This is a genomic window from Pandoraea sp. SD6-2, from assembly GCF_000389825.1.
Lineage (GTDB): Bacteria > Pseudomonadota > Gammaproteobacteria > Burkholderiales > Burkholderiaceae > Pandoraea > Pandoraea communis.
The window spans coordinates 129,975-150,148 of the sequence record NZ_KB944454.1; the positions used below are offsets into that span (position 1 = coordinate 129,975).

Annotated in this window: 23 protein-coding genes; 7 read left to right on the top strand and 16 right to left on the bottom strand. The window is 65.2% G+C overall.

What is annotated here, in order from left to right; translation table 11 throughout:
• Nucleotides 1-75 precede the first annotated feature (75 nt).
• From C266_RS16975 to C266_RS16995, 5 genes are all read right to left on the bottom strand, one after another.
• On the bottom strand, nucleotides 76-486 hold the full coding sequence (locus C266_RS16975; protein WP_144265857.1) for a hypothetical protein: 411 nt from the start codon (nucleotides 484-486) through the stop codon (nucleotides 76-78).
• Complete coding sequence (locus tag C266_RS16980) at nucleotides 462-1,835, bottom strand: FliI/YscN family ATPase (RefSeq protein ID WP_010805694.1); 1,374 nt, start codon at nucleotides 1,833-1,835, stop codon at nucleotides 462-464. Before C266_RS16980 ends, C266_RS16975 begins: the two co-directional genes overlap by 25 nt.
• Nucleotide 1,836: 1 nt before the next feature.
• On the bottom strand, nucleotides 1,837-3,915 hold the full coding sequence (sctV, locus tag C266_RS16985) for a type III secretion system export apparatus subunit SctV (RefSeq protein WP_010805693.1): 2,079 nt from the start codon (nucleotides 3,913-3,915) through the stop codon (nucleotides 1,837-1,839).
• Complete coding sequence (locus tag C266_RS16990) at nucleotides 3,912-4,301, bottom strand: hypothetical protein (protein ID WP_010805692.1); 390 nt, start codon at nucleotides 4,299-4,301, stop codon at nucleotides 3,912-3,914. The genes sctV and C266_RS16990 overlap by 4 nt, the downstream gene beginning before the upstream one ends.
• Nucleotides 4,302-4,459: 158 nt before the next feature.
• Nucleotides 4,460-5,119: a two component system response regulator gene (locus C266_RS16995; protein WP_010805691.1), complete on the bottom strand. Its 660-nt coding sequence runs from the start codon at nucleotides 5,117-5,119 to the stop codon at nucleotides 4,460-4,462.
• A gap of 313 nt (nucleotides 5,120-5,432) precedes the next feature.
• On the opposite strand from C266_RS16995, the gene C266_RS17000 reads away from it, so the two are divergent.
• From C266_RS17000 to C266_RS17020, 5 genes are all read left to right on the top strand, one after another.
• Entirely contained in the window at nucleotides 5,433-5,954 is a 522-nt protein-coding gene (locus C266_RS17000; protein ID WP_010805690.1) for a hypothetical protein, read from the top strand.
• 2 nt (nucleotides 5,955-5,956) lie between these two features.
• Nucleotides 5,957-7,564 carry an EscC/YscC/HrcC family type III secretion system outer membrane ring protein gene (locus C266_RS17005; RefSeq protein WP_051126384.1) on the top strand — a complete coding sequence of 536 codons (1,608 nt, stop codon included), beginning with the start codon at nucleotides 5,957-5,959 and terminating at the stop codon, nucleotides 7,562-7,564.
• Nucleotides 7,561-8,874 (top strand): type III secretion system inner membrane ring subunit SctD, encoded by a 1,314-nt coding sequence (sctD, locus tag C266_RS17010; RefSeq protein WP_010805688.1) that lies wholly within the window; start codon nucleotides 7,561-7,563, stop codon nucleotides 8,872-8,874. Before C266_RS17005 ends, sctD begins: the two co-directional genes overlap by 4 nt.
• Nucleotides 8,849-9,085 (top strand): EscE/YscE/SsaE family type III secretion system needle protein co-chaperone, encoded by a 237-nt coding sequence (locus C266_RS17015; RefSeq protein ID WP_010805687.1) that lies wholly within the window; start codon nucleotides 8,849-8,851, stop codon nucleotides 9,083-9,085. Before sctD ends, C266_RS17015 begins: the two co-directional genes overlap by 26 nt.
• A 195-nt stretch (nucleotides 9,086-9,280) precedes the next feature.
• Entirely contained in the window at nucleotides 9,281-9,694 is a 414-nt protein-coding gene (locus tag C266_RS17020; RefSeq protein WP_010805686.1) for a type III secretion system chaperone SpaK, read from the top strand.
• A 77-nt stretch (nucleotides 9,695-9,771) separates the two neighbouring features.
• Here C266_RS17020 and C266_RS17025 read toward each other — a convergent pair whose 3' ends face one another.
• The 11 genes from C266_RS17025 to C266_RS17080 form a co-directional block, all read right to left on the bottom strand.
• Nucleotides 9,772-10,902 (bottom strand): TyeA family type III secretion system gatekeeper subunit, encoded by a 1,131-nt coding sequence (locus tag C266_RS17025; protein WP_010805685.1) that lies wholly within the window; start codon nucleotides 10,900-10,902, stop codon nucleotides 9,772-9,774.
• Entirely contained in the window at nucleotides 10,895-11,563 is a 669-nt protein-coding gene (locus C266_RS26310; protein ID WP_168162930.1) for a hypothetical protein, read from the bottom strand. Before C266_RS26310 ends, C266_RS17025 begins: the two co-directional genes overlap by 8 nt.
• Entirely contained in the window at nucleotides 11,560-12,201 is a 642-nt protein-coding gene (locus C266_RS26315) for a type III secretion system domain-containing protein (protein WP_010805683.1), read from the bottom strand. The genes C266_RS26310 and C266_RS26315 overlap by 4 nt, the downstream gene beginning before the upstream one ends.
• A complete protein-coding gene (sctJ, locus tag C266_RS26320) occupies nucleotides 12,198-13,040 on the bottom strand; it encodes a type III secretion system inner membrane ring lipoprotein SctJ (protein WP_010805682.1) in 843 nt (280 codons plus the stop codon). Before sctJ ends, C266_RS26315 begins: the two co-directional genes overlap by 4 nt.
• Nucleotides 13,037-13,393, bottom strand: coding sequence for a type III secretion system inner rod subunit SctI (gene sctI / locus C266_RS17050; RefSeq protein ID WP_010805681.1), 357 nt, complete (start codon nucleotides 13,391-13,393; stop codon nucleotides 13,037-13,039). Before sctI ends, sctJ begins: the two co-directional genes overlap by 4 nt.
• Nucleotides 13,390-13,767 carry a DUF1039 domain-containing protein gene (locus tag C266_RS26325; RefSeq protein WP_010805680.1) on the bottom strand — a complete coding sequence of 126 codons (378 nt, stop codon included), beginning with the start codon at nucleotides 13,765-13,767 and terminating at the stop codon, nucleotides 13,390-13,392. The genes sctI and C266_RS26325 overlap by 4 nt, the downstream gene beginning before the upstream one ends.
• Nucleotides 13,764-13,982 (bottom strand): type III secretion system needle filament subunit SctF, encoded by a 219-nt coding sequence (sctF, locus tag C266_RS26330; protein WP_010805679.1) that lies wholly within the window; start codon nucleotides 13,980-13,982, stop codon nucleotides 13,764-13,766. Before sctF ends, C266_RS26325 begins: the two co-directional genes overlap by 4 nt.
• Nucleotides 13,979-14,782 (bottom strand): helix-turn-helix transcriptional regulator, encoded by an 804-nt coding sequence (locus C266_RS17065; RefSeq protein WP_010805678.1) that lies wholly within the window; start codon nucleotides 14,780-14,782, stop codon nucleotides 13,979-13,981. The genes sctF and C266_RS17065 overlap by 4 nt, the downstream gene beginning before the upstream one ends.
• A gap of 216 nt (nucleotides 14,783-14,998) precedes the next feature.
• A complete protein-coding gene (locus C266_RS17070; protein WP_010805677.1) occupies nucleotides 14,999-16,600 on the bottom strand; it encodes an FMN-binding glutamate synthase family protein in 1,602 nt (533 codons plus the stop codon).
• Nucleotides 16,601-16,672: 72 nt separating this feature from the next.
• Nucleotides 16,673-17,875 (bottom strand): tRNA 2-thiouridine(34) synthase MnmA, encoded by a 1,203-nt coding sequence (gene mnmA, locus C266_RS17075; protein WP_010805676.1) that lies wholly within the window; start codon nucleotides 17,873-17,875, stop codon nucleotides 16,673-16,675.
• Nucleotides 17,872-18,348 (bottom strand): NUDIX hydrolase, encoded by a 477-nt coding sequence (locus tag C266_RS17080; RefSeq protein ID WP_010805675.1) that lies wholly within the window; start codon nucleotides 18,346-18,348, stop codon nucleotides 17,872-17,874. Before C266_RS17080 ends, mnmA begins: the two co-directional genes overlap by 4 nt.
• 410 nt (nucleotides 18,349-18,758) lie before the next feature.
• Between C266_RS17080 and C266_RS17085 the strand changes: the two genes are divergently transcribed.
• Nucleotides 18,759-19,889 carry a Re/Si-specific NAD(P)(+) transhydrogenase subunit alpha gene (locus C266_RS17085; RefSeq protein ID WP_010805674.1) on the top strand — a complete coding sequence of 377 codons (1,131 nt, stop codon included), beginning with the start codon at nucleotides 18,759-18,761 and terminating at the stop codon, nucleotides 19,887-19,889.
• A 16-nt stretch (nucleotides 19,890-19,905) separates the two neighbouring features.
• The coding region (locus tag C266_RS17090) for a proton-translocating transhydrogenase family protein (RefSeq protein WP_010805673.1) at nucleotides 19,906-20,174 on the top strand (269 nt) is incomplete at its 3' end.

Consider the following 20,174-nt stretch of genomic DNA (forward strand, 5'->3'; position numbering starts at 1 on the left):
TCGATTGATGTGCGGGTTCGAGCTTCTCGACGTCGCGCGACACGGCGGCATGTGCCCCGTGGTCTCGCTGCCGATTCAACTGCGGTAAAGCGCCAGCAACTCCCTCAGTTTTTCCTGCTTGCGCGCGTTGGTCTGCAAACGTTCGCGCTGTTGCCGCAACGCGGCTTCGGCCTGTTGCACCTGTTCGAGCGCTGCGCCGTGCCGGGCCTTGGCCTCGCCCAGCGCCATGCGCTCCGCTTCCACCGAACGCGTCGCACCGGCGGCCTCGCGTTGCCCATAGACGCCGCCGCGCGACAAGGCTTCCTGCCACACCCGACGCTGCGTGTCGCAAGCGCGCTCGCGCTCGGCAACCGCTTCACCGGCGTCGCGTGCTGCGGCCGTCATGCGAGCCAGTGCGGCGCGCAGGGCGGCTTCGCGGCGTTTCGCGAGCGCGGCGAGCGCGTCAATGCTTTCATGCGCTTTCACGTCACCAGATGATCGAGCCATGTGCGGGTATCGTCGAAGGGCGCCACGTCGTGCTGCGACTGGCAAAGGAATGCGCGAATATCCGGGGCGCGTGTGAGCGCATCGTCCGTCTCGGGATCGTTGCCCACCTGGTATTCGCCCACACGCACCAGCAGTTCGACTTCCGCCGCCAGCGCCATGGCACGCCGGACACGGGCAGCGGCTTCGACATGCTTCGCATCGGTCACCTGCGGCATCACCCGCGAGAGGCTTTTCGCGACGTCGATGGCGGGATAGTGGTTCTCCTGCGCGAGACGCCGCGACAGCACGATATGACCATCGACAATCGAGCGCACCTCGTCGGCCAGCGGCTCGTCGAGGTTGTCGCCTTCGACAAGCACGGTGTAGAACGCGGTGATGCTGCCGTGCGCCGCAGTGCCGGCGCGCTCCAGCAGCCGTGGCAGACGCGCATAGAAGCTCGGCGGCAAACCGCTCGTCGCGCCGAGCGGTTCACCTGCGGCCATGCCGATATCGCGCACCGCACGCCCGAACCGCGTCAGGGAGTCCATGAGCAGCAGAACGTCCTTGCCCTCATCGCGGAACGCTTCGGCAATCGCCGTCGCGGTGTAGGCGGCCTTCATGCGCTCGAGCGCGGGGCGGTCGGACGTCGCCACCACACACACCGTGCGTGCGCGCGCCTGCGGTGTGAGCGCCAGTTCCAGAAACTCTCGTACCTCGCGGCCCCGTTCGCCAATCAGCGCAAGCACGATGACATCGGCTTGCGCGCCCTGACACATCATCGACAGCAGCGTGCTCTTGCCGCCGCCCGCCGCCGCGAAAATACCGAGCCGCTGGCCGCGGCCGCAGGTAAGCATGCCGTCGATGGCACGAATGCCGATGGGCAGGCATCGGGACACCAGCGCACGCGTCATGGCGGGCGGCGGCTCCGCGTCCAGCGCCCGCCACGCAACACCGGCGACGTCGGACGGCGGCGCCTCATCGGGCGAAGCCAACGGAACCAGAAGCCGCCCCAGCCCGTCCAGCACTTCACCGATCATGTAATCGCCCACAGCGACGCGCGACGATGTTCCCAACGCCTGCACCAGCGCGCCGTTCGCCACGCCGTTCGGCTCGGCATACGGCGCCAGCCACACGTGCCGCCCCTCCACCGCGATCACCTCGGCGTCCAGTTCCGGCGACACGACGCGGCACTGCTCGCCGAGCGCCGCGCCCGGCAAGCGGGCGCGCATCGCATTCGGGGTGATCTTGTCGATACGTCCATAGCGGACCTCCTGACCCGGTACCCGGCGCCAGTCGTCGCAAGCTTTGCGCTGCGCGTCGAGCGTCCGGCGCAGTCCATTGGCGATGCGGGCGGCGTCCGGGCGGCGCATCTCAGAACGCGCCTTGCACATCGATGGTGCCCAACACGCGAACGTGCGGCTCGTCAGCCACTTCCTGGAATGACAAAACCGGCAGATCCGCGCGGTCGCGCTCGATCAGCTTGCGCAGAAAGCGACGCACGTCCATCGCCGTGAAGAGGACGACGGGCGTGCCATCGTGGGCGTTCAGCACGTCGTCGATCGCGCCCATGATGGCGTCGGTCTGCGTGGGATTCAGATCGGCGTAAGACCCCGACGATGTCTGCCGCACGGCAGCGCGCACGGCGTCTTCGATGCCGCGCCCCACGTTCCATCCCGTGATGTGCTCGGTGCCCCGGCGAAAGCGTCGCGTGATGTGACGCCGCAGACTCAGCCGCACATACTCCGTCAGCATGATCTGATCGCGCTCGCGCGGCGCCCATTCGATCAGCGCTTCGAAGACTCGCCGCAGGTCGCGGATCGACACCTCTTCGGCCACCAGCCGTTGCAGCACTTCCGCCGTGCGGCTAATCGGTAGTTGCCGTTGCAGCTCCTTGACGAGTTCGCCGTAGCGATCTTCCATGGCGTCCATCAGGAACCGCGCCTCCTGAACACCGAGGAAATCGGCAGCGTGGGCGTCGATGACGAGCGACACGCAGTGCGCCACGCGGTCGGCACCGTCGATGACAGCGCCCCCCTGCGCCAGCCACGCCTCGCGCTGGGCGGTATCTAGCCAGAACAGAATCTGTCCGCCGAACGGCAGAGGCGTTTCTCGCGGTGCCCCGGCGTCGAGACCTCGCAATCTGCGTATCGGATGGGTGGCGTCGTGATGGGCCAGCGCAACGTCGGGAGCGACGTCGATGGTCATCACGCTCTCGTGATAAAGCTGAATGTCCAGCGTGCCGGAGGGCAATGTCTTGTCGACGTCGACCTTCACTTCCGGCATCGGCACGCCGAACTGCTCGAACTTCTTCTCGCGCAGCGCATCGATGCACGCGGCAAGCGCGGTCGTATTGCCATCGGCCTCGGCCAGCGTGGGGCTTACGCGCACCAGCAGCGGCTGTGCGCCTGGCCGGCCGCCCTTCGTCTTCTTGGCATCGTCGGTGTCCGCACCCGCGGCGTCCTTCGCGCCTTTACCCTCGCGTGCGAGACGCCCCGCCCACCAAGAGGCGACACCTGCCAACGCAGCCAGCAGCAGGAAGTAGTGCATCGGAAAGCCGGGAATCAGACCGAACAGGACGAGCACCACGGCCGCCAGCGTCAGCGAGCGAGGCTGTGCTGCGAGTTGATCGGTAAGCTCACGCGCCAGATTGCGACGCTGGTCGCCGGGCACCCGCGTGACGATGATCCCCGCCGTGACCGAAATGAGTAGCGCGGGAATCTGCGACACGAGGCCGTCGCCGATGGAGAGAATCGCGTAAATCGCTGCCGCATCGCCCGCACTCATGCCGCGCATGAAAACGCCCACGCCTATGCCGCCGAGCAGATTCACGACGATGATGACGAGCCCGGCGATGGCGTCGCCCTTGACGAACTTCATCGCCCCATCCATCGCCCCGTAGAACTGACTTTCCTTTTGCACCGTGCGTCGCAGCCGCTTGGCCTCGGCGGCATCGATAGTGCCCGCGCGCAGATCGCCGTCGATGCTCATCTGCTTGCCCGGCATGCCGTCGAGCGAGAAGCGCGCACCGACTTCCGCCACCCGCTCGGAGCCCTTCGTGATCACGATGAAATTCACGACAGTGATGATCAGGAAGACGATCATGCCGACGACGATGTTTCCTCCGGCCGCGAAATCGCCGAATGTGTAGACGATGTCTCCCGCGTCGGCGTGCAGCAGAATCAAACGGCTCGTGCTGATCGTCAGTCCCAGCCGGAACAGCGTAGTCATCAGCAATACGGAAGGAAACGCCGAGAAGTCGAGTGGCTCGTTGATGTAGAGCGCCACCATCAGGAGCAGCAGCGACACGCCGAGATTGAGTGCGATGAGCAGATCCATCACCGATGGCGGCATCGGGATGATGATCATCAGAACGGTGACCAGCAACAGCGCGGCCAGAACAATGTCCTGCCGTCCGGCCGCAAGGCGAAGCCACGTCAGCAGACGCGTCATGGACGGGTCTCCCGTTGCTGCTGAGCATCGATTCGCTCAAGCAGCCGGCGCATCCGGGTAACGCACGACAGCCATTCGACCGCCTGAAAATTCGCGCTTGCCGGCGGACTGGCGATCAGCATCGGACGTCCCTGCGCCACGCAGGCCCGCACGGGGATACCGAGACTCCATTCCGGGGCACAGGTCTGCATCAGCGAGGGCAACCAGCGCTGGGCGCGCTCAGTGCGATGGGCCAGCGTCAACACCAGCGTCACACCGTGGGCATCGACCTCCGTCATCAGCACGCAGGGAGCCAGCGCAATCCGCATGCGCGGCGCGACACGTTGCGGCGGCAGCGCCAGCAATTCGAAGAGCAACTCGAGCTTGCGTTGGGTCTGGGTGTCCATCGGCGGTCTGGCATTGGCATCTTGCTGGCTGGGATGGCCGGGCTGGGAGAACATTCGGAAAGCGGCAGCGGGCATGGTCGCCCACCCAGGGAGGCTGCGGCTATCCGGCGCAGACCTGATTTTCGCGGCGAGCCTCTCTGCGAAAAGGGCAGCGAGCCTCACAACATCATGCGCAGGCGATGCGCCCAGTTCACGATATCGGCTACGTTGTGTGCGTCGAGCTTGCGCATCATGTTCAGCCGGTGTGTCTCGACCGTCTTCACACTGATCGACAACAGTTGCGCGATGTCGCGGTTGCGTTGCCCTTCCGCCACCAGCTTGAGTACCTGCCGCTCGCGCAGCGTCAGCAACCGCTCGGGCATCTCGACGGCGCACGGACGCGGCGCATATGACAGGCCCGCCGGATCGTGCGCGCCACCGAACACGGCAGGATCGACAAAGCGCTCGCCGCGTATCACCCGACACGCCGCGTGGATCAACGTCTCCCGCGCGCTGCTTTTGAGCACGAACGCCACCGCACCGGCCTCCAGCGACTGGCGCGCCCGCTCGCTGTCGTCGCTCGCGGAATTGACCACGATGCGCAAGTCCGGCCAACGCTGCGCGCATTGCCGGATCACATCCACCCCATCCATGCCGGGCAGCCCCAGATCCAACACCATCACGGCCGGTCGATGCACTACGCAGGCCCGGTACACGTCAAGCCCGTTGACAACCCTTGCCAGCACACACCACCCGAGATCCTGCTCGATCAGATGGCAAAGACCGTCGGCCAGCAATTCGTGATCCTCCACAACGACGACACCGATACACCCCGTCATTCGTAGCTCCTCGATTGTTAGTCATTAGCGTTCATGCAGATTTTTGTTCACTTTCTTTGGATTCCGAGTCAGTCGCTCGAAACTTGTGTCATCGCCAGACAAGACACGTGGGAAAACGTCGCAAACCAAGGTCTCCGGCGTCGACTTCAGGTCTGTGCCGGATGGCGGCACCAACGCTACGCTTGATAATGACGATCCTTGAACGGCGCCATATCGATCGGCGGCGCCAAGCGATGACGCGCGTCGTCGAGACTTCATCGACGCCGTGCGCGCCTCGTTCCCCGTGCCCTTGCATTGCCTCCTTCAGATACCTATGCGTTTGCCATTTGCGCTTGCCGCGCTCGACTGGATTGCCCCGCGCGACGTACAAGGTGCGCGCATTGCGCTCGATCTCGACGGCCAACGCGGCTGGACCTGCCCTGCCAGCGGCGGATACTGCGTGGCGACGGCGTTAGCCTTGCCGCACGATCCGCAAGCGCGGCACGCCCAGTCGCTCACGACAGCGCTCGACGGCGACACCGCGCTCTCACGCTGGCTCATGCGTCTCTCGCTCGTGATCGCGGGTCAACCGGAGTTGCGCGACGACAGTCTGTGCATCGCGAACGACGTCCTCTGGTGGGTTCACCGCTTCGACGGCGACGAAGCGGTAGCACGCGTGGAAGCGCAACTTCGACGCCAGCTCCTGGCGTGCACGATGGTGACCTCGCAAGGCGTGTGGACTCAGGCGGCATCGTCCGTATCGTCCGTATCGCCCGTATCGCCCGTATCGCCGGCGCCCCACGCCACCGGCGCCGCAGACGCCAGCCGGCGCCTTCACGCGCTGCGCCGTTGCTGACCATGCGGTCTCATCTCACGCGCTTTGCGCTATGCATCGTCGCCCCGCTTGCCGGGCTGCTGCCTGCCTCGCCGGCCATCGCGTCATCGCCCGCGTCGTTCCCGGAACACTCCCCCTTGACGTCGCCTGTCACGCCCGAGTGGCGTGGCGGCGCGTTCGTCTTTCAGAGCGCCGGCACGCCGCTTGTGGAGTTGTTACGCGACTTTGGCGCGCATCACGGCATTCCGACGGCGGTGAGCGCACAGGTCGACGACCGCTTCATCGGCACGCTGCCTGCGGGCACCGCCCAAGCGACGCTCGACGCGCTATCGGAACGTTATCGGCTTTCGTGGTACTTCAACGGCCAGACGCTGAACATCTATAAGTCCAGCGAGGCGACACGACGCGTCATGTCGCTGCGTCACGCGCCGCCCGGCGACTTGCTCAGACACCTTCGCGATGCCGGTGTGCTGCACCCGCGGCACTGCGTCGCACGGGCGATTCCGGCGACACACGCCCTCGAGATCGCCGGTGTTCCGGCCTGCATAGAAACCGTGTCGATGCTCGCCGAATACGTCGAACGCGGCGCCCGGGATCAGCAGGAAAGCGAAGAGACCATCAAGATATTTCCCCTGAAATTCGCTACGGCGGACGACACAAGGTACTTTTATCGCGGCCAGGAAGTGGTCGTGCCGGGCGTCGTCAGCGTACTGAAGGATCTGATTCTCGGCGCCGGCCCGCTCGTTGCCACAGCGGCCACGCCCTCAACATCCGGGGCACCGATCTCGGCCATGCCGGCCACGAGAACCGGCACGCCGCGCTTCTCGGCCGATCCGCGCCGCAACGCGGTCATCGTGCGCGAGCGCCGGCAGAATATGCCCATTTATGGCGACCTGATCGCTCAGCTCGACATCCGGCCCCGGCTGGTCGACATCTCCGTGGCAATCATCGACGTCAACGCCAGCGACATTGCCGAGCTTGGCGTCGACTTCTCCGGCAGCGCGCGTCTTGGCGGGTTCGGCGCCGTGTCGCTCAACGGCCAGTTGAACGACGGCGACAGCGGCACGTTCACGACCGTGGTCGGCGACACCAACAAGTTCATGGTCAATCTGAGCGCGCTGGAGCGAAACTCCAAGGCGCGCGTGCTGTCACGGCCGTCCATCGTCACGCTCGACAATATGCAGGCTGTGCTCGATCGCAGTGTGACGTTCTACACGAGGGTCTCCGGCGAGAAAGTCGCCAAACTGGAAAGCGTGACGGCGGGCTCGCTGCTGCGCGTCACTCCACGCCTCGTTCCCAACGAAGGGAACGATGTCGGTCGCGAGCAAGTGATGCTCACGCTCAATATCGAAGACGGCGGCGAAGTGCGAAGCGAGCGCAATTCCCGCAACGAAGTTCCGTCCATTCGCAACTCGTCGATTTCGACGCATGCCACGCTACAGGCGGGGCAAAGCCTGCTGCTGGGCGGCTTCGTGCAGGACACGCAACACGAGCAGGAGCGCAAGATTCCGTTGTTGGGCGATCTGCCGCTGATCGGCCGCCTGTTCAGTTCGACGAGCAACCGGAATGACAGTGTCATGCGCCTGTTTCTGATCAAGGCCGAGCCGGCGGCCGACATGCCGAGCGCATGACGATGCTGACGCTGACGCTGCTAGACGGCCCGCTCGCCGGACGTCCCATGCCGTTACCGCCGGGCACGCTGACCATCGGGCACGGCGATTCCGACATCGCCATGGCGCTCGAGCATGACGCCCGGATCGAGCTTCACGTCGACGACGACGGCGTCCGCCTCGCTACCCCGGCGCCAGTCTGGGTGGACGGCACACCACTCTTGCCACCCGCGTCCCTCGGCGACGACGCGCTCGCCCTCCCCGTGCTTCCGCTACATGCGGTGATCGATCTTGCGGGGCTGGGCATCTGGCTCGCGAACGGCACACAAAGCCCGCCGACACCCACGCCGAAGCGCCCCGAGCGCCGTACGGCGCAAATGCCCTCGTCTCACGCGCCGACAGTTGCCTCATCGCGCACACGCGCACCGGCGGCGTGGATCGCCGTCACGGGAATATCGCTGCTGATGGTGGCGGCCGGCGTGGCGATCTGGCGCACAGGGACTGCCAACGTCATCTCTTCCCCCCCTCCGCCCGATGCCTTGAAAACCCTCGCGGCGCGCATTGCCCCCCAGGTGGAATTGAATACGGTGGGTGATGCCGTGCGCTTGTCGGGGGGCTGCATCGACGAAGGCGCGCGGGCGCGTTTGCGGGCTGAAGCGCGTTGGCAGGGAAAGGCGCTGAGTGACGAGACGTGGTGTCCGGAAGACTCGATGCAGACGGTGAGCACGCTGCTGCGCCTGCATGGTTTTGGCATCGCGCAGGTGAATGTCGCGCCCGGCGGTGAAGTCGTCATCAACGGGCCCTTTGTCGCCGACGCCCGCTGGCGCGCCGCGTCCGACGCGCTCGACGCCCTGTCCTTGCCTCACGGCTGGCGGGTCGCGCACGGCACCGCGCAGAGCTTCGAGCAACTGGTGAAGATACTGCGGGACGCCGGCCAGTTGCGCGGCATCGACATCTCCCGCGATCGCGCCGGGTGGCGGCTCACGGGAGCGCTGACGCCGGGACGGCAGGCGTCGTTGAAAGGTGTCGTCGACGCATGGAATACGACGGCTGACGCGATGCCCGTGCGCATCGAACCGCTGCCTGCACCGACACCGACCCTAGGCGACACGGGATTCTCAGCGCCACTCGTGAGCATCGGCGGGTCGCCCGATGCGCCGCAGCTCACGCTCGCCGACGGCACGCGTCTTGCACAGGGCGTGCGCTTGCCCGGCGGCACACGCGTGCTCGCCATCCATCCCGACGGGGTGTCGATCCGCGCGCACGACCGGCTCTTCTACTTACCTCTGACTTCGGGGAATCAACATGGCGATTCGTCTGACCCAGCTTGAAGACCAACTCGCGGCGTCCCCCGGGCCTGTCGCCCGCGAGGTCGGCACGCAACTCGACGCCGCGCGGCGATCGCTGCAGCAGGCGCTGCGCCGGCCGCTCACGCCCGCACAGCACACACTGGCGCAAACGCAGATGCAGGCCGTTCATGCCGCCGCAGCGATTCTCGACAGCATGGCGCGGCGGTACGACACGTCATACGGACGGTCGTGATAGCCAGGATGACCGCCGATAAACGGATCAGGCGTGCGCAGAAGCCACAACCTGGCCCGCGCGACCAAAGTCTGCGGCGTCGGCTCGTGAGAACCTTCGGCATCGCGCGCGCCCGCGCGAACGGGTCGCATTCCGGCCACGCCGGATAACGCTCGCTCGGGCACATGTCGATTTTTTCAACTCTCCACGTAAATCATGCCAAGTTACGACCTAGCGCAAACTCTCGTCGAAGCTCTGAAGCTGATCGGCTGCGACCCCGGCAAGATCGATACCGTCGACAATCACTCACCTATCGAGCTGACGTTCAACGCCTCGCCCAACATCATTGTGGAAACGCTGGAAGGCAACGCGTGCAGTATTCACGCCGTGGTGGCCACCGACGAAGCTGCGCGGCTGCATCGCGCGAACAGCGAGCGCCTTCTGCAGTTCCTCATCGAACCCGCCGAATGGGCCGTCACCGGTCATGTGCAGTTGAGCGAGCGCGACAACCGTCTCATTCTTCACGCGCAGGTCAAAGAGGAAACCGCGGCCGAACCCGAACCGTTTGCGCAGGCACTCACCGATTTCTACGACCGTATCAAACTCTGCCGGGAGCATTTGCGCGCCTGAGCGCGATCTCCGGCAAGTCTTGGCGCATTCGATGTGCGCCAATCCCCCCGTTTCTCTCTATCCCCCTCTTTTCACCGTCAGGGCGCGTCGCCTTCCTGAGCGATCTCCGTGCGCCAGACATCGAGCGCCTCTCCGAGCGTCTCGCGTTGCGTCTCGTCGCGAAAGCAGCCTTCGTGTGCCGCCTTGACCAGCCGCGTGAGTTCACGCGCGAGCGCGTAGCGGGCGTCGACCGTCACCATGCCCAGATACGCCGCGCGTTGCGCCAGCCACTCTGCGCCAGCCCAGGGTTGATCCAGCAGCGTCAGGACTTCCGCGATCATCGTGTCCGTCTCGAAGGCACGACATCCGGCCGAGCGCATGGCCTGCGCCGATTGCTCGCACGCCGACTCCAGCGTGAGGAACAACACCACCCGGCGCAGATCGTCGACGACGGCGGCTAGGCGTTGCGTGTCCGCATCGGCCTGTTGGGCGCCCAACTCCAGACCCAGCGCTTGCATGAGCGCACGCAACCGCGCGCGGCGCTGCGCAAAGCGCCGGCATTCGTCGAACCATTGTGTGAGCGAGCGCTGTGTGCCCTGAGACTGGCGGAAAAGTGACTTGAGTTGTTGCAGCAACGCCATGCCCGGGCTTTGGCCGCCGCCACACTCCAGCGCCGCGAAGGCTTCGATGGCCCATGTCTCGGATGACGTCAGTTCGTCCAGCGTTTTTCGCAGGCGCTTGCGAGTCCCCGCATCGAGCCCGCCGTCGGCGAGCCATGCGGCGACGACCAGCGCGGCGTGCCCTGCCGACATCTGCGTCTGCCGAATCAGCAAGTGAGGATCGGGCACAAAGGGTAGATCGCGTAACTGCCCCCGCAGCGTCTCGAACTGTGCGCCGCTCACGCGCGCGAGGCGGTGCACCTGCTGCTCGAACAAGGCGCGTGCGCGCTGCTTGTCGTCACGCACGTCACGTTCGCCCGTGCGGCGGAATCGCACCCCCAGTGCGAAGCTGAGATTCTCCTGCGACTCTGCGAAGGCCGCCTCTTCGTTCTGCGCAACGGCTGCTTCGATCAGCGCGATATGTCCCGGCACCTCGGTGGTGCCTGCGCGCGACGGCCGCCCGTCGCCTTCGAGCATTTGCCACTCGTCGGCAAGCATGCGCTCGAGCGGTCGATTCTCTCGCGGCGTCTGGATGAGGGTGCCGCCGGACGACGGCAGACGTTCAACCATAAGCGACCTCCAGACCGGGACTCACGTGCAAGCGCTCGATCACCGCCGCCAGATCGGCTTCGAGATCCAGACATACGGTGACCCACTCGCTCTCGAGGCGGGCCTGCTGTGTGCCGAGCGTTGGGTCCGGCGTGCAGGCAAGTACGATATCGGCCTTGTGCAAGGCGAGGGCCACGGCGTCGAGATGCGCGGGCGGCACGCGCAACACGAGCGCCCCCTCACGGACCAATCCCGGTAATGCGCGCCCGACTCGCAGCGCGAAGCGCTCGCCGACGTCCAGTGTGCCGACAAAGTTCGACAGTGCACCGCTCAGGGCGTCTGCGACACGGCGCTCCAGTGAGCGAATGATCTCTCGCTCCAGCGCAGCCTCGTCAATCAGCCATTCCACGGTCTTGGCGACTGCCTCGCGATGTGCCGCGCCGGCCAGCGCCGCCGCCTCCTGCTGCGCACGCTCATGTGCGGCTTCCTGCCACGCGTCGCGCAGACGCTGCGCGTCGGCGCTCGCCTGCTCACGCTCGGCCAGTGCCGCTGCGCGTTCGGCCCGCGCCTGCGCCATCCACCGAGCACGTGCGCCCGCTTGCTCGCGAAGGCGATCGAGCGCCTCGCCGGAAATCACCGGCCCCACAGGCGCAGGGCCATCGATCGTTTCAATAGATGTCAATGCAAAGTCGATGACATACATAGCATCTTCTCCAACGCGACGAGCCGCGACCAGATGTCGTCCATCGCCGGCATGCCGCTTGGCAGCCCGGCATCTGCCGGTGGCGGCAACAAGATCCGTGCGGCTTTGCCCACCGTCGCCATATCCACCGCCAGCGGCACCGGCGCCCCATCCAGACATGCGACGGTAGTCGCCAGCGCCGCCTCGACGATCTCGCCGGGCGAAAACACGGAACGCGCCGGCCACTCACGTCGCGTGAGCAGCAGGCGGTCGCACTGCCAGGCATCGAGCCATGACGACAGGGCGCGACGGTAGGTTCCCAGCAACAGGTAGTCCGGGCACCCCAGCGCGCGCAAGCCGTAGGCCAGCGAGACACGTCGCAGGCTCGGCATCAGCCGCAACACGGCATGCGCGCCATCGCTCTCGGGCGGCGCGCAGTCGTGCGTCGTCATGCCGGGCCATCCCCGGCGCGCAATCAACAAGCGGTCGATGTGCGCGCGGCAGGCGGCGTACTGCCGATAGGTTTCGCGCCACGACATCATGTCGAACTCGCGCCACCAGCCATCGTCCATGTGCAGCCCGGGCTGCCAGATCAGACGGGCAAGGTGCGCGACGGTACCGTCGTGCGCACGGATCACGAGGCCCTCGCTACCCTGGCACGCAAGCGCTCAACCCACCCGGAGCGTCGTCGCCATGCCATGGCCCCGGCAGCGATCAGGCCGATGCTCGCCGCCGCCAACAGGCTCCATCCCAGCGCGGCGCGCCACCGTCCGCCCTGCGCCGATACGGCGGCTTGCGCCTCCGGCGAGGCATGGATAGCCGCACGCGGCAGACGATAGTCCGAAGGCTGCAATACGATGCTGATGCGCTCCGGCGACACGCCCGGCACGCTGTCATGCACCAGACTGCGAATATCGGTCATGCGCTGCGTCATGTTGACCTCGGGGCTGTACTTCACGAAGACAGCGACGCCTGGCGGCAAGGTCGAACGCCCTGCCGAGTCCACCGGCACCTGCGCGATGGACACCTCGGCCGCCATCACACCATCGAGCGCAGCCAGCATGCGCTCAAGCCGTTGTTCCTTGAGATAGGTGAGCTTCGCCTGCTCCTGCACAGGTGAGCTGACCAGTTGTCCCGGCGGGAAAACGTCCTCGATCGAGGCTCGCTTCTGACGCGGCAACCCGTTCTGACGGAGCACTTCGACACCGCGCACGAAATCGCCGCGCTCGATACGAACCGTCATGCCATTGGCGTCGGCACGCTTGTCTGCCTGCAATCCGGAGACGAGCAACAACGCCAGCATCTGGTTGGCCTCCGTCTCGCTCAACGCGCGATGCAATTCGACCTTGCACCCCGCCAGCACGAACACGAGCGCGCAACCGAGCCACCACCGGCCAAGGAGACGTCTCGTTGCGACGGCCCTCGCGAGCGCCACCAGCATCGTCAGCACGTCAGCGATGCGAATGCCGTGCGTCATTGCATGTGAACCAGCTTGTTCACGCCCTGCGTCAGCGCGCCCGCCGTCTTCGCGACGAACTCCAGCGCCAACACGCGCTCGGTCAACACGCGCTGCGCTGCAAGCATGTGGCTCGGATCGTCCAGCACGCGCTCGTCCAGCGCGACGCGCTCAACGAGACGCTCCGTGTTGCCGGCCAGCTTGCCCGCCGCACTGAGCAGGTGATGTTCCGGCAGCGACGGCGCGCTCACCAGCGCCTGACCAAAACGCACGGCGTCACTGTCGCCGGCAGTGGGAACCGAGGGGGCAGCCTTCGCAGGCGCCGTTACCGTAGCGACGTGAGCCGCGATTTCGGAGATCGAGGGTGTCGTCATGACAGGGAAGTCGGAGAAGGGGAGGAAGACGCGTTCCCGCACGAGACGGCCTGACGCGTATCCATCGCCTCGAGCCAGCGGGTGAGCACGTCGAGCGCCGCGTCGTCGTCACGCATCGTGGCAGCGGCGTCCGCCAGATAGGCACGCGCGGCGCAGGTATCGTCAAGCGCGATGAGAAGCGCCACATGCAGCCATTCACGCGTCTCGCGATCCGTCACGAGCGACGGCAAGGCGCGCAGGATGGTGCGCGCCTGCGTCCGCATGCCGTGATGCGCACCCGCGATGGCCAACTCGACGATGCGTTGCCTGACCGGCGCCTCCAGCCATTGGCCGACAGCGTCGCACGGCGTCTGCGTCTGTTCGGCGTGCGTCATGCGATTTTGGCGATGATGCCCATCAACGTGTCCTTGATGAGCTTGATGGCCGAGCTATGCAGGCCGACCATCGTCGAGAATTGCTGCAACTTGAACTGCACGTCGAGCATGTGCCGGGGGTCGTTGACCTCCCGTGCGCGGACTGCCTGCGTGGCTTCGTCAGACATGCGCCGCACGCCCTCGGACATGCCGCGATGGACCTCTTCGACGTTCATTGCACGCTTCCTCCGTCGGTCGCGGCCCCGTGACCTGCCACCAGATCGGCGCGCATGGCCGCATAGGCGTCGGCGCGCGGCATGGCAACGCGACGCCCCCCCCGCTGCGGCGGCGTGCCCAGACGAATCTCGGTCGGGGCGCAGTCGAAACGTTTGCGGAAGGTGTCGGTGAAATGTGCGTGGTTGGTGAAGCCGCACTCGAGCGCGATGTCGAGCACCTTATGACGGGTGGACAGCAGCAGGTCGCGCGCCAGTCGAAGGCGCCGCTCGAGCAGCCACTGCTTCGCGGGCATGCCGTATGTCTGCTGGAACAGGTAGCGGAACTTGCGCAGCGGCATGCCGAATTCTTCGGCGAGCCGCCCGACCGGCCACGGCCGGTGGAAATTCGCTTCGACGAAATCGAACAGCGAATGGCTGCCCGCAATCGTCTGGCGCAGCATCGCAGAGAAGTAACGCTGGTCTCGACAAAGGCAATACACGTAGAAGAAGCGCAGCATCGCCATGCGGTCGATGTTCTGCAGCGTCATCGCCACGTCCACCATGCTGGGCTCGAGGATCAGCGTGCGTGCCGCCTGCCGATGGAAGACGCCAAGGGGGCGGCGATCGAGCAGATCGACGACATCCGGGTACAGCGCCTGCAGGTCGCAGGCATGAAAGTCGTGTGACATCACAGGCCCTGGGGCATCCATCGTCGCATCCGAACTGGTCGCGGTCATGCTGCCTGCCGGCAGCGCGTGCACGAGACCGCTCACATTCAGTTTGACGTCGTGGCGGCTGATCAGAAATCGCACCGTACTCATAGGCTCCTCCTCTGACGATAATTCGTCGGCGGGATGACAAAGTCGAAGGTCACACCATAGGCGAGTACGCGCGCGAGCATCATCCGGTGGACACCTTAATGTGAGCCGCCATGCACAGGAGTTTCTGCTTTTAGGAAGATAACTGTCGGGAAGCGAAAAAAACCCGACGCAACATCGCGTCGGGTTTTTGGGGAGGTGCTTCCTGCCGCCGTTCGCTCAGATCGCCTGAGCCGGGGAGAAGCTGTCGGCGCGCGCCATCGGCCAGAATTTCTCGTAGAGCTGATAGCGGAACTGTCCGCGCAGCAGATCGCCGGGCTCGAGATACTTCAGCGACTCCGACATGAGACGGATCTCATTGGACGACACCCGCCTGACGATGTGATGCGCCCGCAGGTCCGACGGATGCGACAACCCCGCCGCCTGAATCAACTCTTGCAGGGCATGCAGCGTATGCGAGTGGAACTGGTGCACACGTTGCGCCTTGTCCGGCACCACAAGTGCGCGTTGGCGCAACGCGTCTTGCGTTGCCACGCCCGTCGGGCAGCGGTCGGTGTGGCATTTCTGCGATTGAATGCAGCCGATCGCAAACATGAAGCCACGTGCCGAGTTACACCAGTCGGCGCCGATCGCGAGCGTGCGTGCGATATCGAATGCCGTGACGATCTTACCCGATGCGCCGATGCGGATCTTGTCGCGCAACCCGGCGCCCACGAGCGTGTTGTGCACGAGCAATAGCCCTTCCTGCAACGGCGCACCCACGTGATCGGTGAACTCCAGCGGCGCGGCGCCAGTGCCGCCTTCCGAGCCATCCACGACGATGAAGTCGGGCAGGATGCCGCTTTCCAGCATCGCTTTCACAATGCCGAAGAATTCCCACGGATGGCCGATGCACAGCTTGAAGCCGGTCGGTTTGCCTCCGGAGAGCGTGCGCAGACGGTCGACGAACTGCAACAGGCCGAGCGGCGTCGAAAACTCGCTGTGGCGCGCCGGCGAAATGCAGTCCTGCCCCATCGGCACCCCACGCGTGGCGGAGATTTCCGGCGTGATCTTCGCGGAGGGCAGCACACCGCCGTGCCCCGGCTTCGCGCCTTGCGAGAGCTTCACCTCGATCATCTTCACCTGAGGCGTTGTCGCCTGGGCCGCGAACTTTTCGGCACTGAATGTGCCGTCGTCGTTACGGCAGCCGAAGTAGCCCGAAGCGACTTCCCAGATCAGATCGCCGCCCTGCTCGCGGTGATGCGGCGAGATCGAACCCTCGCCGGTATCGTGAATGAAGTTACCGAGCTTCGCCCCGCGGTTGAGGGCGCGAATCGCGTTGGCCGACAACGCGCCGAAACTCATGGCGGAGACGTTGAAGATCGACGCCGAATAGGGTTGCGCGCGATCCGGGCCGATGGTGATGCGAAAGTCGTGATCCTTCAGAACGGTCGGCGCAAGCGAATGCGCAATCCATTCGTAGCCGGTCGCCTTGACATCGACCTCGGTGCCGAACGGCCGGCTGTCGACATCCCCCTTGGCACGTTGGTAGACGATGCTGCGCTGGGCACGCGAGAACGGCGTCTCGGACGTGTCGTCTTCCACGAAATACTGGCGAATCTCCGGCCGGATGGATTCGAAAAGAAACCGGAGATGTCCCCACAACGGGTAGTTGCGCAGCACGGCGTGGCGCTGCTGAACGACGTCCCAGACCCCAAGTACAACCAGCGCCGCAAACGGCAACGGCCAGAACGGATGCCAGCCGTCGAAGAGTACCAGCGCGAGCGCTGCCACGAGCAACACAACAACGAGCCAGAGAGCCAGGAATCGGCGCGAAAACATGTAACCTCCTTGCTGGGGGGGGACACCCGCCGATCACGCTGCCGGGTGTGCCCCCGGCGAGCGCTGGCGGCTTCAGTGCGTGTTGAGGATGGTGTGTTTGGCTGCCGCCGCGGCCTGCGTATTGACCTGCGTATTGACCTGCGTATTGACCTGCGTATTGACCTGAACGTCGGCCTGCCCTGGCACGGCGGGCGTCGTAGCGGCGATGATGCCGCCGCCCAGACAGATTTCGCCGTCATACAGTACGGCCGACTGGCCCGGCGTGACGGCCCACTGCGGCTCGGAGAACGAGAGCGTCAGCGCACCCGCGCCGGCGCGCACGACTTCGCATGCGGCGTCGGCCTGACGATAGCGCGTCTTCGCACCGCAGCGCGTGCCTTCGGCCGGCGGCTCGCCCGCGACCCACGACAGGTCTTCGGCATCGAGCGTGCTCGAGAGCAGCCACGGATGGTCGTGCCCTTGAACCACGTACAGCGTATTGCTCGCCATGTCCTTGCGCGCGACGAACCACGGCTCGCCCGAGCCGTCGCGGCTGCCACCCAGCCCGATGCCCTTGCGTTGCCCCAGCGTGTAGAAGGCCAGACCCACGTGCTCGCCCACGATCGTGCCGTCCGGCGTCTTCATCGGCCCCGGCTTGGTCGGCAAATAGCGATTGAGGAAGTCGCGAAACGGGCGTTCGCCGATGAAGCAGATACCCGTCGAGTCCTTCTTCTTCGCGTTGGGCAGGCCGATCTGCGCAGCGATCTCGCGAACCTTGGTCTTCGGCATTTCGCCGAGCGGGAACATCGTGCGCGAGAGTTGCTTCTGGTTCAGCCGGTGCAGAAAGTAGCTCTGATCCTTGGTGTGATCGAACGCCTTGAGCAGCTCGAAGCGCCCTTCGCGCTCGCGCACACGGGCGTAGTGCCCGGTGGCGATGGTTTCACCGCCCAGCGCCACCGCGTGGTCCAGAAATGCCTTGAACTTGATCTCGGCGTTGCACAGCACGTCCGGATTCGGCGTGCGGCCGGCCGAATACTCCCGCAGGAATTCCGCGAACACGCGGTCCTTGTACTCGGCGGCGAAGTTCACGGCTTCGACGTCGATGCCGATCAGATCGGCGACCGACACCACGTCGATCCAGTCCTGCCGGGTCGAACAGTACTCGCTGTCGTCATCGTCTTCCCAGTTCTTCATGAACAGACCGACGACGTCGTAGCCTTGTTGTTTGAGCAGCCATGCCGTGACCGACGAATCGACGCCGCCCGACATGCCCACCACTACGCGTTTTTGACTCATGTATTGCCTTGCCCGCCGGCAACGGCCGGATGGGTCTGAAGTATCGCGAGGTCGTAACGTACCCCCCGCAGGTAATCGTCCATGCATCGCTCGAGAATGGGTGAGCGGTGCCGCGCGCGCTGCGCACGCACTTCATCCGGCGTAAGCCAGAGCGTGCCAACGATCCCGTCGTCGAGCGTGCGCGACGCATCGAACGCCCCCAGCGTACCGGTGAAGGCGAAGCGCAGATAGGCGATATCGTCCGGGCCAGGGGCCAGATAGATGCCCAGCAGATGCTGCGGCTCGAACGGATGCGCCGTCTCTTCGAGAACCTCACGACGCACCGCGTCAAGGATCGACTCGCCCGGTTCCAGATGGCCGGCCGGTTGATTGATCAACAGGCCCGCACGCTTTTGCTCCTCGACAAACAGAAAACGGCCGTCGCGCTCGACGACCGCTGCAACCGTCACATTGGGCTTCCAGCGTGCATTCATGGCACATCCTTGCGGAACGCGGCCTCTGGCGGACATTGATACGCCAGGACGTTACCCCGGTAAAACCGACATTTTACCGTCTGACGGTGTTTGGCGCAGGAGACCGGCCGCTCAGAGAACCGACCGGTCGGTCGGCTCACGCGGCCGCGCTACGATCTCACCGGCATAACCCTATGTCGTTTGGTGCAATAGGCGGGTTTGTAATCTTCGGGTAAGCTTCGAGCTCCAGCAATGTGCAGCACGCAGTGGCAGTACCGCATCACCGGTTTGTGCAGTAGTTCGTTTGCAGTGGTTTGTGCAGGACTAATGTCATCAGCGGCGAAACAGGTAACGCGTCTGCCCCGGCAGCGCACGTGCTGCGGCTCCTTGGCCGTTGATGAGATCAGTTCACAAACCCAAGGAGAGACGCAATGAGAATCGGCATCCCCGCCGAGACGCTTGCCGGTGAATCCCGTGTCGCGGCCACGCCCGAGACGGTAAAAAAGCTGGTCGCGTCGGGACATCAGGTCGTTATCGGACGCGGCGCAGGAGACACCGCCAGTGTTCCCGACAGTGCCTTCGAGGCCGCTGGCGCCACGCTGGGCAGCCCCGCCGATGCGCTGGGCGCGGAACTCGTGCTCAAGGTACGGGCGCCGTCGCCGGACGAACTGGCGCAAATCCCGCGCGGCAGTGTGGTCGTCGGCATGCTCAATCCGTTCGACGCCGAGAACAACGCTCGCATGGCGGCGGCCGGCATCGTCGGCTTCGCTTTGGAAGCCGCGCCGCGGACCACGCGTGCGCAAAGCATGGACGTGCTGTCCTCACAGGCCAACATCGCCGGCTACAAAGCCGTGATGCTCGCCGCCAATCTCTATCAACGCTTCATGCCCATGCTCATGACGGCGGCCGGCACAGTCAAAGCCGCACGGCTGGTCGTGCTGGGTGCGGGCGTTGCGGGCTTGCAGGCCATTGCCACGGCCAAGCGTCTGGGTGCGGTGATCGAAGCGTCGGACGTGCGTCCCGCCGTGCGCGAGCAGATCGAATCGCTCGGCGCCAAGTTCATCGACGTCCCCTTTGAAACCGACGAAGAACGCGAGATCGCCAAGGGCGTGGGCGGCTATGCCCGCCCGATGCCCGCCGCGTGGCTCGCGCGTCAGGCGCAACTGGTGCACACCCGTCTCACGCAGGCCGACATCGTGATCTCCACCGCACTGATTCCGGGGCGCGCCGCGCCAACGCTCATTGCCGAAGACACCGTCAAGGCGATGAAGCCGGGCTCGGTCATCATCGATCTGGCGGCCGGACGCGGCGCGAACGGGGGCGGCAACTGCCCGCTGTCGGTCGCCGACGAGGTCGTCAAAGTCCACGGCGTGACGATTGCCGGGTACACCAACCTCGCTGGCATGGTCGCGGCAGACGCCTCGGCACTGTACGCACGTAACGTGCTCGACTTCCTGAAGCTCATCGTCGACAAGGAAGGCAAGCTCGTCATCGATACCAACGACGACATCGTTGCCGCGTGCCTGATGTGCCGCGACGGTGAAGTGCTGCGTGCAGCTTAAGGGGGGAGTCACAACCATGGAAATGATCAATCACACGGTGATCAATCTGATCATCTTCGTGCTGGCGGTGTACGTCGGCTATCACGTGGTGTGGAACGTCACGCCTGCGCTGCACACGCCGCTCATGGCGGTGACGAACGCGATCTCGGCCATCGTGATCGTGGGGGCGATGCTCGCGGCGGGCCTGACCGAAGGCAGTCTCGGCAAGACGATGGGCGTAGTCGCTGTGGCGCTCGCCGCCGTGAACGTGTTCGGGGGCTTCCTCGTCACGCAGCGCATGCTCGA

Coding starts and splice junctions, on each gene's coding strand:
- C266_RS17020 (WP_010805686.1), top strand. CDS start 9,281: ATGCCAAGTTACGACCTAGCGCAAACTCTCGTCGAAGCTCTGAAGCTG.
- mnmA (WP_010805676.1), bottom strand. CDS start 17,875: ATGAGTCAAAAACGCGTAGTGGTGGGCATGTCGGGCGGCGTCGATTCG.
- C266_RS16975 (WP_144265857.1), bottom strand. CDS start 486: ATGGCTCGATCATCTGGTGACGTGAAAGCGCATGAAAGCATTGACGCG.
- C266_RS16995 (WP_010805691.1), bottom strand. CDS start 5,119: ATGACGGGGTGTATCGGTGTCGTCGTTGTGGAGGATCACGAATTGCTG.
- C266_RS17070 (WP_010805677.1), bottom strand. CDS start 16,600: ATGTTTTCGCGCCGATTCCTGGCTCTCTGGCTCGTTGTTGTGTTGCTC.
- C266_RS17085 (WP_010805674.1), top strand. CDS start 18,759: ATGAGAATCGGCATCCCCGCCGAGACGCTTGCCGGTGAATCCCGTGTC.
- sctD (WP_010805688.1), top strand. CDS start 7,561: ATGACGATGCTGACGCTGACGCTGCTAGACGGCCCGCTCGCCGGACGT.
- sctV (WP_010805693.1), bottom strand. CDS start 3,915: ATGACGCGTCTGCTGACGTGGCTTCGCCTTGCGGCCGGACGGCAGGAC.
- sctJ (WP_010805682.1), bottom strand. CDS start 13,040: ATGACGCACGGCATTCGCATCGCTGACGTGCTGACGATGCTGGTGGCG.
- C266_RS17080 (WP_010805675.1), bottom strand. CDS start 18,348: ATGAATGCACGCTGGAAGCCCAATGTGACGGTTGCAGCGGTCGTCGAG.
- sctF (WP_010805679.1), bottom strand. CDS start 13,982: ATGAACGTCGAAGAGGTCCATCGCGGCATGTCCGAGGGCGTGCGGCGC.
- C266_RS17000 (WP_010805690.1), top strand. CDS start 5,433: ATGCGTTTGCCATTTGCGCTTGCCGCGCTCGACTGGATTGCCCCGCGC.
- C266_RS16980 (WP_010805694.1), bottom strand. CDS start 1,835: ATGCGCCGCCCGGACGCCGCCCGCATCGCCAATGGACTGCGCCGGACG.
- C266_RS16990 (WP_010805692.1), bottom strand. CDS start 4,301: ATGGACACCCAGACCCAACGCAAGCTCGAGTTGCTCTTCGAATTGCTG.
- sctI (WP_010805681.1), bottom strand. CDS start 13,393: ATGACGACACCCTCGATCTCCGAAATCGCGGCTCACGTCGCTACGGTA.
- C266_RS17005 (WP_051126384.1), top strand. CDS start 5,957: ATGCGGTCTCATCTCACGCGCTTTGCGCTATGCATCGTCGCCCCGCTT.
- C266_RS26325 (WP_010805680.1), bottom strand. CDS start 13,767: ATGACGCACGCCGAACAGACGCAGACGCCGTGCGACGCTGTCGGCCAA.
- C266_RS17015 (WP_010805687.1), top strand. CDS start 8,849: ATGGCGATTCGTCTGACCCAGCTTGAAGACCAACTCGCGGCGTCCCCC.
- C266_RS17065 (WP_010805678.1), bottom strand. CDS start 14,782: ATGAGTACGGTGCGATTTCTGATCAGCCGCCACGACGTCAAACTGAAT.
- C266_RS17025 (WP_010805685.1), bottom strand. CDS start 10,902: ATGGTTGAACGTCTGCCGTCGTCCGGCGGCACCCTCATCCAGACGCCG.